The sequence below is a fragment of the Roseovarius sp. D0-M9 genome, from assembly GCF_037083805.1.
Taxonomy (GTDB): Bacteria; Pseudomonadota; Alphaproteobacteria; order Rhodobacterales; family Rhodobacteraceae; genus Roseovarius.
In genome coordinates, this window is the sequence record NZ_JBAPKZ010000010.1 from 40,299 (window position 1) to 52,878 (window position 12,580).

A 12,580-nucleotide genomic window follows, 5' to 3' on the forward strand; every position below is an offset into this window, starting at 1 on the left:
CACATGGCGCGCCGCGATGGCCGCGCCGTGCAAAAGACAGGTGCCACCAAACGAGCACCGACACAGAAGGCGGGCAGTGTGATGGGGATGAGGGGCAAGCAGGTGAACGGCAGGGCGCTTGGCGCCCGACGCCCTCTGACATTGGCCTGCGCCTGCGCGCTTGGTCTGGCGGGCTGCCTTGGCGGCGGGGGTGGCAATGAGGTCTCGCGCCTGGCCACCGATGCGGCGGGTACGCCCCGCTTGACCCCGGCAGAGCGCGAGGCGGCGGCATCGCCTGTCATCACCGCCTTGCAGGCGAGGCGCAGTATATTGCCACAAGGCAGCTCTTATTCCGCTGTCTCGGACGCCGTTCTGGCCGCCAACAGCCGCACGGCGGAGGCCGAATTGCGCGCAGCGCGCCTGCGCGCCACAGCCGCCTCCAAGAACTGGCTGCCGCAGATCGGCCCCAGCATCAGCCTGACCAGCCTTAGCGACGTGGTTACCAATATCGTGCTGGAGCAGGTTCTCTTCGATCATGGCCGCCTCAAGGCCGAGCGCGCCTTTGCCAAGGCCGATGTCGAGGTGGCGGCGGTCGATCTGGCCGATGACACCAATGCGCGGGTCTTTACCGGACTGTCGCTCTATCTTGATGCAGCCGAGGCGCGCGAGCGCAGGGCGCTGGATGCGCGCACCCTGGGCGACATGACGCAGTTTGAATGGATCATGCGGCAGCGCGTTCAGGGCGGCGTCTCGGACCGCTCGGACCTGAGCGTGCTGGGCCAGAAGCTGGGCGAGATCCGTCTCAGCCTGACCTCGGCCGAGGAGGCCGAGCAGACGGCCTTGGCCGAGTTGAGCGCAATGGCGGCCAGCCCGGTGGACGGCATCATGGGCCTTGCCGATTTGCCAGAGATTGCCCCCGGCGCGCGCCCGCTGTCGGTACTGCGTGCCATGGCCGAAGAAGACCGCAGCGTCGCCGAAGCGCGGACCGAGCGCGCGGGCCTTCTGCCCGGTGTCACCGCCAGCGGCACGGTCGGTAGTGACAACGGTGGCGGCATCAATCTGGGCGGGGGCCTTCTGGGCCTTGGCACCGGCGACAGCCTGCGCGCGATCGAGATGCAAAAGGACGCCGCCGCACGCAAGACCCGGCAAGCCGAAGAGGATGCTGCGCGCGCCCTGCGGCGGCTGGAGCAGCGCATCCTTGCGCTGGACCGCCAGAGGGGGGAGGCCGCCAGCCTGGCGGCGCAGGCCCGCGCCAACCTCGATCTCTTTCAGGAGCAATATGACAGCGGCCAGCGTCAGGTCATGGATGTGGTCGGCGTCTACGAGACCTTCGCGGCGCGCGAGAGCGCCCGTGTCAGCCTGAAATACGAGCTGGCCCGCGCGCGCCTGCAATCGGCACGCCTCTTGGGCCTCTTGGCGGACGGGAGCCGGATTTGACCAAAGGGCCCGTTTCCCTGACCATCACCAGCGGGAGCGCGCATGGCAAAGGGCCCACGCGCCGCCCTCTCGTCGCCAACGCCCCGCGCGAGGATACCGCCAGCAGCGACGCGCAGGCCCGCGCCACCGTGCGCGCCAAACTGGCTGCGACCTATGCGTCGATCCTCGGCGTTCGCATCGAGGCGCGCGATGTCCTGGAGGCCATGCAGCGCGAAAGCGAGAGTGGCGGTTTGGGTAGCGGTCCGGTGCAGCCAGAGGCGCTGGCCGGTGGTCTGGCCGCGTGCAACATGCTGACCGAAGTGGTCTGCGTGCCTCGTATCACCGACGATCACTGGCCCGCACTGGCGCAGATGACCAGCGGCCAGTTCCTGTTGGTGCTGTCGCAGCGCGCGAACATTCTGACCATCTATGACACGACCTGCGCCGACAACCGGGCCGAGGTGTCGCTGGCCGAGTTCGAGCCCTATTTCACAGGCATCATCGTGCGCGCCGAGGCACCCGTCGAGACGCTGTCGCGCGCGCATGTCGCGCCCGAGAAGGCGCCGCATTGGTTCTGGGGCCAGTTCCGCGCCTTTCGCCGCCAATTCGCCGAGATCGCGCTGGGATCCTTTGTCGCGAACATCCTTGCTGTCGCTGTCGCGCTCTTCAGCCTTCAAGTTTATGACCGCGTGATCCCGCATCAGTCCGAGGCAACGTTATGGGTGCTCGCCTTTGGGGCGATGCTGGCGCTCATGATGGAAACCTTCCTGAAAATCGCCCGCGCGCGCCTCATGGATGGGGCTGGGCGACAGATCGAGGTCGGTGTGCAGGGTCTGCTGATGGACCGGATCCTGGGCATGCGCTCGGACCGGGCCAGCCGCGCGCCGTCGCACCTTTTCAGCTCGATGCGCGAATTCAGCGCGGTCCGCGAATTCTTTACCGCCTCCACCGTGGGCACGATTGCCGACATCCCCTTTATCTTGATATTTCTTCTTCTGGTGACCAGTATCGCGGGAAATGTCGTCTGGGTGCTCGTCATCGGGGCCATTGTCATGGTCGTGCCGGGCTTCTTCTTGCAAAAGAGGATGATCCGCCTGACGCAAGAAACCCAAGGCGCGGGGGCCAAATCCTCGCGATTGCTGCACGAGGCCGTCTTTGAGCTGGACACCCTGAAAACCCAGCGCGCCGAGGACCGGTTTCGCCGCATCTGGACCGAGCTGACGACACTCAGCGCGTTGAAGTCCAGCGATCAGCGCAAGCTGGCCTCGCTGCTGACCTTCTGGAGCCAGGGCATCCAGCAAGCCACCTATATCGGCGCGATCATCATGTGCACTTACCTCGTGTTCGCCGGGCAATTCACGGTCGGCTCGATCATCGCGGTCAGTATCCTGACCTCTCGCACCTTGGCCCCACTGACGCAGATCGCGGGCACAATGGCGCGCTGGGGCAACGTCAAATCGGCGCTGGACGGGCTGGATGCCATTGCAGATGCACCGCAGGACCGCAGCGAAGATCGCAGCTATCTGCGGCGCGAGACGCTGGTCGGCGCGTTCGAGTTGCGCGAGGTGCAATTCGCCTATGATGACGCGGGCGCTCCCACGCTCGACATTCCGGCGATCCAGTTGAACGCCGGGCAGGCGGTGGCCGTGCTGGGCACCAACGGGTCGGGCAAGTCGACCCTGCTCAAGCTGCTTTCGGGCCTCTATCCGCCCTCCCGGGGGCGCATCCTGCTGGACGGCACCGATATGAGCCAGATCGAGCCGCGCGATCTGCGCCGCGGCATTGGCTACCTGGGGCAGGACGTGCGCCTGTTTACCGGCACGCTGCGCGAGAACCTGAACCTGAACCTGCTGGAGCGCGACGACACCCGCCTGATGCAGGCACTGGATTTCGCGGGTCTTGGCCATTTCGTGCGCAGCCACCCCAAGGGCCTCGATGTCGAGATTCTCGATGGCGGGGGCGGTCTGAGTCAAGGGCAACGCCAGTCGGTCGGCTGGGCGCGCCTGTGGCTGCAAGACCCCCGCGTCTGCCTTCTGGACGAGCCGACGGCGGCGCTGGACCAGACGCTGGAGCGCACGCTGGTCAGCCGCCTTGAGACATGGCTGGCCGGGCGCACGGCGGTCATTGCCACGCACCGGATGCCGATCCTGAAACTGACGACGCGCACGTTGATCCTGCAAAACGGACGCATGGCCGTCGATGGGCCGCGCGATCAGGTGCTGGCGCATCTGGCCGCAGCTCAGGAAGGCGCGTAGCATGGCAGTGTCCAGCACGACCCTCAACGCCCAGCTGACCCGGCGGCTCAGCGGTCCCTCCCTGACGATCTGGCTCTGCGCCGCATCTGTGTGCATCTTCATCCTTTGGGCTGCCTTTGCATGGCTGGATGAGATCGTGCGCGCCCAAGGGGCGTTCATCTCGTCCAGTCGCCCGCAGATCATCCAGAACCTCGAAGGCGGTATCCTGTCCGAGCTTCTGGTGCAGGAAGGCGACGTGGTGCGGCGCGGCGATGTTCTGGCACGGCTGCATGGCACGCAGTTCAAGTCATCCGTCGCCGACCTGCGCGATCAGATCACCGCACTTGAAATTCGGCGTCTGCGCCTCGAGGCCGAGCTGGACGGACAGTTCGATTTTGCCGTGCCCGATGACATGGCGGCGCGCACGCCCGACATGGTGGCCTCCGAGCGCGCGCTCTTGGCGGCGCGGCAGGCCGATTTCGTCAAGCGCAGTGAAGGCGCGAAGGCCGTTCTAGTGCAGGCGGCCGAAGAGCGCGGCTTGATGGAGACCATGCTGGCGCGCAAGATTGTCGCGCTGATCGAGGTGACGCGCACGCGCAAGGAACATGCGGATGCGCAAAAGCGATATGACGAGATCATCACCCAGACCGAACTGGAGCGCGCGGAGGAATTCTCCGAAACGCTGAAAGAGCTTGCGACGCTCAAGCAGAATTTGAAGTCGAGCCAGGACCAGTTGAACCGGACGACCCTTGTCAGCCCGATGCGGGGCGTCGTCAACAATCTCAGCGTGACCACCATCGGCGGCGTCGTGCGTCCGGGCGAAGAGATCATGTCGATCACCCCGCTCGATGAGGAGCTATATGTCGAGGCGCGCGTGCCGCCCGAGGATATTGCGGGCCTGCGCAAGGGTCAGGAGGCGACGATCAAGCTGACGGCCTATGATTACACGGTCTACGGCACGCTCAAGGGCGCGGTCGATTTCATATCGGCCGATACGTTCAAGGACGAGCGTGCGCGCGAGGCGGACGGCGATCCGCACTACAAGGTGACGGTGCGCGTCGATATGACCGACCTCACACCGAGGCAGGCCAGCATCGCGATCCGCCCCGGCATGCAGGCCGAGATCGAGCTGCACACCGGCGAAAAGACGGTGCTGCAATACCTGCTCAAGCCGCTCTACAAATCGCGCGAGGCGTTCCGCGAGCCGTAGAGGCGAATTATCGCGAAAAACGCGCGGCACTGCTTCAGACGTCGAGCCAGATCGTGACCGGGCCGTCATTTACCAGCGCTACCTGCATCGACGCCCCGAAACGGCCCGTTTCGCAGGCAATGCCCTCGTTGCGCAGGGCCTCGGTGAAAAGATGGTAGAGGCGTTCGCCCTCGCCGGGCGGCGCGGCGGTGGAAAAGCCGGGGCGATTGCCGCTGCGTGTATCGGCGGCCAGTGTGAACTGGCTGACAACCAGTGCGCTGCCGCCCGTATCGCGCAGCGACAGGTTCATCTTGCCCGCGTCATCCTGAAAGATCCGCAGCTTGGCGATCTTGGCAGCCATCTGGCGCGCCTTGGCATCCTCGTCGCCTTCCATGGCGCAGATGAGGATCATGAGGCCAGGCCCGGTCTGACCGACGAGAGCGCCATCGACTTCGACCGAAGCCTGCGTGACGCGTTGAATGAGGGCGCGCATGGGCCTGCTCCTGTTTTTTGTGCGATGCTGCGATGGGGGCACGGCAGCGTCAAGCGTGGCCGCATGTCTTGCGCGGTGGTGCGGATGGCTATTGCGTTGCGGCGACGAAGCCGATGGCGCCAGCGACCAGAAGGCCGATGAGGATGGCAAAGCCGATCTTCCATGCGGACCACGGCCGCTCGCCCTGGACGCGGCCGGTGCGGCCATTTACCACAAAGCGATAGCTGGCGTCGCGATACTTGTAGGCGGCCATCCAGACGGGCAGCAGGATATGCTTGAACGAGGCATCCGAAACCTCGGTTTCGATCCCGTGGATGCGCTGTCGATCACCGCCGATGTCAAATTTGACGTCGCGCGCAATGACCTCGTCCATGTGTGCGCGCGCCTCGGTGTATCCCTGCTCGAGCGGGACGGTATAGGCCTCGGCGGCGAAGCCGGCGAGATATTCGGGGTTATAGGGCTCCAATGCGGCCAGATCCCAAGGGGGCAGCGCATCGGTGTAGCGTTTGGGCAGGGCGTGCGAGGCCAGCACGAGCACATCGTCGAACGCGCGCGCAACACGTCCCGAAACGCTGCGCCAGCGCACTTTGGGCACGCGGATGGTCTGGCGCTTGCCGTCGCGCATGACGGTGCGCGTCACGTAATAGACTGTGCCCCGTTCGCCGCGATAGGCCGAGCGTGTGGCCGCATCGAAGGTCCAGTAGGGGACATAGATGCCGTTCAGCCTGCGCCCCTTGCGCGCGTAGTCCTTGAGCCCCGAGGGCGCGAACCAGAGCTGGCCCAGCCATTCGGCCATGGCCGCCCGCGCGGTTTGCTCATCCAGCGCGAAGGGCAAGACGCCGCGCGGCTTGAAACGCCGCCGATCGCCCGTGCAAGTGACCATTGGCGTTGCGCAAAAGGGGCACTCGCCCGCATGCGCCTCGCCCGCCAGCGCGACCTCGGCGCCGCAGCTCGGGCAGGAGAGGAGGGGTTTTTCCTCGGTCTCGCCCGTTTCGCGCGGGGCCGCCAGCGCGGCGGCCAGATCAAGCTCGCTCAGCGTGTTGTCCCATGGGCCGGGGCCTGCGATGTCCTGACGGTTGCCGCAGTGATCGCAGATCAGGGCGCCGCCGCCGGGCGCAAAACGCAGGTCTGCGCCGCAGGCGTCGCAGGGAAAGCGGTGCTGGGGATCCTGGGGCGCTTCAGTGTCGGACGAGTGCATTGCGTGGCCGATGCGGGCTTGAGTATTTTTGCCAAGATGAAGCCTTGGGGCAGGGTGGGCCGATCAGCGGCGCTTGGCCCGAGGACCCGTCAGGCAGGCGGCGGCGGGGGCGGCAGAACGGTGAAGAGTTGCGCCAGCTCGGCGATATCCTCGGCGGGCAGCCATCCGTCCTGTCCCGCGGTCCAGACCATCGTGCCGCGTGCCAGCTCGCCCTTGGAGGCCATGCGGCCCATCGCGGCGCGCGAGAACGGGCCGCGCGTCTCGCCATGCTCGGCGATATGCCAGACCCTCTCGGGGGCGGGCGGCGGCGGCGGGGATGCGGGCGCCGTTGACGGCCGAGCGCCCCACGGTCCCTCCTGTGGCTGTTGGTCCTGTTGGCGCGCCATTTGCTGGGCCATGGCCATCCCCATTCCCATGCCGAGGCCAGCGCCCATGCCGCCGCCCCCGGAGGGGTTGCTGGCGGCGCTCGTCATTGCCTCGGCGGTGGAATATTGGGCGTATTTGTTGAGATCGCCGGCGATGCCCATGGAGGTCCGCTTGTCCAGAGCCTTCTCGACAGCGGGCGGCAGCGAGATGTTCTCGATGTATAGCTCGGGAATGGCGAGGCCGTAGGCGGCCACCGTCGGGCTGATCGCGCCTGCCACCAGCTTGCCCAGATCGGCCGTGTTGGCGGCCATGTCGAGCACCGGGATGCCCGAGGCGGCGATGGCGCGGCTGAACTCCTGCACGATGATATTGCGGATCTGGAAGGTAATTTCGTCCTTGGTGAATTCGCCATCCGTGCCGACGATCTCGCTCAGGAAGAGGGCCGGGTCGCTGACGCGCACGGTATAGGTGCCAAAGGCGCGGATCCGTGTTGGGCCGAACTCCGGATCGCGCAGCATGATCGGGTTTTTCGTGCCCCACTTCAGGTCGTTGAACCGTGCGGTGTTGACGAAATAGACTTCGGATTTGAACGGACTCCTGAAGCCGTGATCCCAATGCTGAAGCGTTGTCATCACCGGCATGTTGTTGGTTTCGAGCATGTAAAGACCGGGAGTGAACACATCGGCCAGTTGACCTTCGTGGATGAAGACTGCGGCCTGCCCCTCGCGCACGGTCAGCTTGGCGCCATATTTGATCTCATGTCCTTCGCGCTGGAACCGCCAGACCATCGTGTCGCGGGTGTCGTCTGTCCAATGGATGACGTCGATGAATTCGCCGGTCAGAAAGTCGAAAATGCCCATGACGTTCTATCCTTCGTCGGTTTTGTCGCTGAGGTCAGTCAAGCATGTATGGAGGGGCGTGCCAATTGGAAAGGGCGCTGTGCGCGTCGCTGGCTCCGTAGCATCATGGCCCCGATCAACTGGGCCGCGATCAACTTGGCCCGCCGCGCTGCTCTGCGATGAGCTGGGTCAGGATCGGACGGGCGGTCTCGAAACTCATGCCCGGCTTCAGGCGCGGCGAGTAGAGCAGGCGCAGCAGTTCCTCGTCCTGTCTTGTCAGCAGAGCGAATTCATCATCGTCGTTGAAGATCGAAGGTCGCGCGCGCGGGCTGTCATTGGCAAGGCCAAGGCCCTGCGCCAGCTCCTCGTGAACGCAGGATTTGCGCAAAAGGCTTGGATGCTCGGCGCGGATCAGGGCGATGGCGCGGCGGTAGGTGTGATCGTCGTTATTGTCCGAAAAGGCGATGACGAGGCAATGGATCGAGCGCGGCAATCTGCGAAAGAGGTCGAGCGAGGCGGGGTTGATGTTGGGCACGAGGGTTCGGACCCGATCAGCTGCCTGATCGCGATCGTCCTCGCCCATGAAGAGGACGTTGAAATTGGCGTTCGCGCCCGCACCGGCACTGATCGGATGGCCGGTGACACGGGCGAGGCGGGCGGCATAGCGCCTGACCAGCGCCCGGTCGGCGTCCCGCTCTGCGTCTGGCACGGAGGTGCCGAATTCGACGCTCATTCGTACGGGCCCGGTCCATTTGCGCAAGGCCCTCTCGCGGCCGTTGCTTGGGATCAGCCCCCGGTTTCGGGCGTATTCGTCCCGAAAGGCGATGGCCTCGAAATTGCGCAGCAGATCGGTATCGGTATAGGGCGTGTCCTGGCCGCCGCCATCCGTGCGCAATAGGCCCTGCGCCACCAGGCTGGCCTCGACGCGGGTGTAATAGGCGGCCAAGTTCTGGCTTCGCTCGGACGGGCCGGGGTCGGGGGCAGGGGCCGGGGCAGGCGGCTTCAGGGTCGCAGGGCGTGCCTGCGGCGTGGCGGTGGGCGGCGCGGGCGTGTCGGTGCAGGCCGCAAGGGAGGCAATCCCTGCCGCTGCCAACAGTCCCCGTGCGAAGCCGGCCGTCCGCATCGCCTCAGCCCTTGGTGGCCGTGGCGACGGTATCGCCCAGTCCGGTCTTGCGTGACTTGGCCGAGGCGAGCGTATCGCGCAGCTCGGTCTCCATCTTTTGCAGGTCCTCTTCGGCGGCGGCGCGGCGTGCCTTGCCCTCGTCTGCGATTTGCAGGCTCTCCTGAATGGTGCCGATGAGATCGGCGTTGGCCTTTTTCACGGCCTCGATGTCAAAGACGCCGCGTTCCATCTCTTCGCGGATGACCTTGTTGCTCTGGCGCAGGTTGGCGGCATTGGCGGTCAGTAGCTCGTTGGTCAGATCATTCGCGCCGCGCACGGCCTCGGCGGCCTCTCGGCTGCGCTGGATGGTGACGGCTTGGGCCAGCTGGGTCTCCCACAGGGGCACGGTGTTGACGAGGGTCGAATTGATCTTTGTGACGAGGCTCTTGTCGTTTTCCTGCACAAGGCGGATGGACGGCAGCGATTGCATCGTGACCTGCCGCGTCAGTTTCAGGTCGTGCACGCGCCGCTCCAGATCGTCACGGGCCGAACGCAGGTCGCGCAGCTCCTGCGCCTTCATCACCTGATCGTCCTCGGGCGCCGCATCGACCTCGGCCTCCTTGGCGGGGATGTCGTTCTCGTCCAGCATGCGGATCTTTTCCTCGCCAGCGGCGATGTATAGCGCGAGCTCGTCATAGAAGGTCAGCGTGCGGTCATAGAGCATGTCGAGCGATCTGATGTCCTTCAGCAGGACATGTTCGTGGCGCAGCAGATCGTCGGTGACCTTGTCGATCTGCGCCTGAACCGTCTCGAAGCGGGCGGTGAACTTGGCAAAGGGGGCGGTGCGGCCCAGAAGCTTTTCCCACCACGACCGCTCGCGGCGCACGTCCAGCTCGCTGACGGAAAACCCGCGAATCGTGGTGACGATGCCGCGCAGGCTGTCTCCGGCAGGTCCGACGTCCTTGTTGCGCACGCCCTGAAGCATGGATTGCGAGATTTCCTGCAATTCGGCCTGCGCTGCGGAGCCAAAGGAGACGATGGACTGCGTGTCGTCCATGTCGATCTCTCCCATGCGCTTCTTGATTTCAGCACTGGCGGGCTGGTCTGCGTCCTTGAGCGTTACGATAGCATTGGCGTCCTTGGGGACGGGCAGGATGTGCTGGCTGACTTCGGTGACTTCGGCAAGGCTGGCTTCGGCCTTTTGGCGAACATTCTCGGGCATCATTGATCCTCTCGGGTCGGGGATGGGGGCAAATGGACGCCTTCGCGCTCAAGCCGGTCACGCAGCACGCCGATTTCAATATCAAGCGCACCTTGATCGTTTTCTAGCAGCTTCTGCGTCTTGGCGGAAAAATTCTGATCCAGATCGTCCAGAAGGGCCAGATAATCGGCGCGGGCCGCCGCATCCTGGCTGCGCGAATAAAGATCGGCAAAGCGGATCGTCGCGTCGCGCGCGCCCATCAGATAGACGCCGGTATAGCGCCGCGCCGCGCTCAGGTCGCGCGGATCGTCCTCAAGGGTGCGCAGCATGGTGCGCACGGTCGCCTGAAACTGCGCCACCCGCTCTTCCAGCCGCCGGTCGCGGGCGCGCGAGATGGCGTCCGACATCTGGGTTAGCAGCGTCTCGGCCTCGCGCACGGTGCGTGCGACGCGGTCCTGTTGGAACGTGTCGATGCCCTCCATCCCCTTGTCGCGAAAGGGATCAATTCCGAAGGCGGCGATATGCAGCCCGGCGGTGACGATGCCATAAAGCGCGGCGGCGGTTACGCCGTCGCTGGGATATGCGGCCAGCGCGATGCCAAGCCCTGCCAGCGTCGAGGAGAAGAGCTTGCGCGGGATACCGGGGCAGCGGGCGACCTTGCGCTCGGCATAGGCGGCCTCGGCGCGCAAGCCGCCCCGCAAGAGCCATGCCGAGAGGGCAAGCACCGCCGCCGATACCGCGCCCACGGCCAGTTCCGCCGCGCCGCTGTTGAGCGAGGCAAAAAGGACCACGGCAGCAGGCACGAACATCAGATTCGCGCGTGCCCCCACGGGATCGACTCGAGGGCGTGCGGACGGGTCGCCACTGCGGCCGCCGGTCTTGCCGTCATGGCCTGGGCTGAACTTGCCGCCAAAGCGCTGCGCCATCCGTTCAGAGCCCCCCCAGAAGGCCGCTGGTCACACCCAGCATCAAGAGCAGCAGTGCCGTGAAACTCACTTTTTCCATACCGTTTCCCTTGGTGTTCCCGATGGTATCTTGTGCCAGATCCCGCGCAGCCGAATGCCCCTCGCGCGCGGCCCGCGTCAGCGCGCTCAGAGCGGCCCCGGCCAGTGCAAGCACCGCAAGAGCCAAGAAGATAAAGAACAAGAGCCGTACCACCAATCGCCGCCATTCTGTGTTGCGCCTGTAAAACGTAGGGGATGCACAGCGCCGTTACCAGAGGCAACCGGGCAGGAACCTCTGCTGGCGGCCTATTGCGGCGTGCTGGAGCGACAGCACCCGTCATCGCCCGGCGAGGCGCCATGACAGGCATCCTCACTCTTGAGGGCAAGAGGGCCGGGTGGGCAATGCGCCGGGCGTCAGTCCTGGTTGCGCCGCCTTGTGCCGCCGGGGCCGGGCTTGCGCGGGGCGCTGCTGCGGCTGCCTTGGGGTTTGGGCCCCGAGGGCTTGGTGCCGGGTTTGCCGCCAAATTTCGAGGCAGGCTTGCCCTTGGGTGATGCGCCGGTCCGTGCGCTTGGTTTTTCGCCGGAGTCCGCATCCGCCCTTGCACCGGATTTCGTGCTGAACATCGTGCCGAACTTGGCACTGGATTTTGCGCCGGGCTTCGCACCGGGTTTATGTCCGGGCCGAGCGCCGGGTTTTGCGGCGGGCTTCGCATCGGGGCGCGTGCCGGGTTTGCCGGTGACCCTGCCGCCGCGCGACACTTCGGGCTTTGCAGGCCCCGGCTTGCCCGCGAGCGAGGCCAGTTTGCGACGTGGGCGCGCCTTGGGCGCATCGGGGGCGGTCTCTGCTTCGGCTGCCATCCCCAGCTGATCGCGCATGACGCGCGGGCGCACTTCCTCGACGGCGCCAGATTTCAGCTCTCCCAGTTGGAAGGGGCCATAGCTGACGCGGATCAGGCGGTTGACCGTCAGGCCCACGGCCTCCATCGCGCGGCGCACTTCGCGGTTGCGGCCCTCGCGGATGGCAACCGTCGCCCAGGCGTTCGCGCCTTGCTGGCGGTCGAGGCTGACGGCCATCGGCTGAAACCGCTCACCGTCCAGCACCAGACCCGCGCGCAGCGGCGCAAAGGTCTCTTCGGTCGGGCGGCCATTGACGCGCACGCGATATTTGCGCAGCCAGCCGGTGCTCGGCAACTCAAGCTTGCGCTTGATCCCGCCGTCATTGGTCAGCAGCAGCAGCCCCTCGGACGTGATGTCGAGGCGGCCCACGGTCATCACGCGGGGCAGATCCTCGGGCAATTCGTCAAAGATCGTGCGCCGGCCCTGCTCGTCGCTGTTGGTAGTCACGAGGCCGACGGGCTTGTGATAAAGCCAGAGGCGCGCAGGCTCGGGCGGGGCCAGCGGCTTGCCGTTGACGGTGATTCGGTCGCGCGGCGTCACGTTAAGGGCGGGGCTGTTGATCACCTTGCCGTCCACGGTGACGCAGCCGGTCTCGATGAGGCGCTCGGCCTCACGGCGGCTGGCGACGCCCGCGCGTGCGATGACCTTGGCGATACGCTCGCCCGGAGGGGTGCCGGAGTCCGGGGTGCCGGATTTTGGATTATCTGTGCTCATGGCGGGGC

Annotated in this window: 11 protein-coding genes; 3 read left to right on the plus strand and 8 right to left on the minus strand. The window is 65.7% G+C overall.

Features of this window, described 5'->3' with window-relative positions; translation table 11 throughout:
* Nucleotides 1-3 precede the first annotated feature (3 nt).
* From V8352_RS08620 to V8352_RS08630, 3 genes are read left to right on the plus strand one after another with little or no spacing between them, the layout of a single operon-like run.
* The gene (locus V8352_RS08620) at nucleotides 4-1,416 is read left to right on the plus strand and encodes a TolC family protein (RefSeq protein WP_336423874.1); all 1,413 of its coding nucleotides are present in this window, start codon (nucleotides 4-6) and stop codon (nucleotides 1,414-1,416) included.
* Nucleotides 1,413-3,650, plus strand: a complete 2,238-nt coding sequence (locus V8352_RS08625; RefSeq protein ID WP_336423875.1) for an ATP-binding cassette domain-containing protein — start codon at nucleotides 1,413-1,415, stop codon at nucleotides 3,648-3,650. The genes V8352_RS08620 and V8352_RS08625 overlap by 4 nt, the downstream gene beginning before the upstream one ends.
* 1 nt (nucleotide 3,651) lies before the next feature.
* Nucleotides 3,652-4,839 carry an HlyD family type I secretion periplasmic adaptor subunit gene (locus V8352_RS08630; protein ID WP_336423876.1) on the plus strand — a complete coding sequence of 396 codons (1,188 nt, stop codon included), beginning with the start codon at nucleotides 3,652-3,654 and terminating at the stop codon, nucleotides 4,837-4,839.
* Nucleotides 4,840-4,873: 34 nt separating this feature from the next.
* Here the strand turns inward: V8352_RS08630 and dtd are convergent, their stop codons facing one another.
* From dtd to V8352_RS08670, 8 genes are all read right to left on the minus strand, one after another.
* The gene (dtd, locus tag V8352_RS08635; protein ID WP_336423877.1) at nucleotides 4,874-5,311 is read right to left on the minus strand and encodes a D-aminoacyl-tRNA deacylase; all 438 of its coding nucleotides are present in this window, start codon (nucleotides 5,309-5,311) and stop codon (nucleotides 4,874-4,876) included.
* An 88-nt stretch (nucleotides 5,312-5,399) separates the two neighbouring features.
* Nucleotides 5,400-6,509 (minus strand): TFIIB-type zinc finger domain-containing protein, encoded by a 1,110-nt coding sequence (locus tag V8352_RS08640; RefSeq protein WP_336423878.1) that lies wholly within the window; start codon nucleotides 6,507-6,509, stop codon nucleotides 5,400-5,402.
* An 89-nt stretch (nucleotides 6,510-6,598) separates the two neighbouring features.
* Nucleotides 6,599-7,735, minus strand: coding sequence for an SPFH domain-containing protein (locus V8352_RS08645; protein WP_336423879.1), 1,137 nt, complete (start codon nucleotides 7,733-7,735; stop codon nucleotides 6,599-6,601).
* Nucleotides 7,736-7,865: 130 nt separating this feature from the next.
* Nucleotides 7,866-8,837, minus strand: coding sequence for a DUF2927 domain-containing protein (locus V8352_RS08650; protein ID WP_336423880.1), 972 nt, complete (start codon nucleotides 8,835-8,837; stop codon nucleotides 7,866-7,868).
* Nucleotides 8,838-8,841: 4 nt separating this feature from the next.
* Nucleotides 8,842-10,038 carry a toxic anion resistance protein gene (locus V8352_RS08655; RefSeq protein ID WP_336423881.1) on the minus strand — a complete coding sequence of 399 codons (1,197 nt, stop codon included), beginning with the start codon at nucleotides 10,036-10,038 and terminating at the stop codon, nucleotides 8,842-8,844.
* Entirely contained in the window at nucleotides 10,038-10,943 is a 906-nt protein-coding gene (locus V8352_RS08660) for a 5-bromo-4-chloroindolyl phosphate hydrolysis family protein (protein WP_336423882.1), read from the minus strand. The genes V8352_RS08655 and V8352_RS08660 overlap by 1 nt, the downstream gene beginning before the upstream one ends.
* A 4-nt stretch (nucleotides 10,944-10,947) precedes the next feature.
* The gene (locus tag V8352_RS08665; RefSeq protein WP_336423883.1) at nucleotides 10,948-11,175 is read right to left on the minus strand and encodes a hypothetical protein; all 228 of its coding nucleotides are present in this window, start codon (nucleotides 11,173-11,175) and stop codon (nucleotides 10,948-10,950) included.
* 200 nt (nucleotides 11,176-11,375) lie between these two features.
* Nucleotides 11,376-12,572, minus strand: coding sequence for a pseudouridine synthase (locus tag V8352_RS08670; RefSeq protein WP_336423884.1), 1,197 nt, complete (start codon nucleotides 12,570-12,572; stop codon nucleotides 11,376-11,378).
* Between the last annotated feature and the right edge of the window lie 8 nt (nucleotides 12,573-12,580).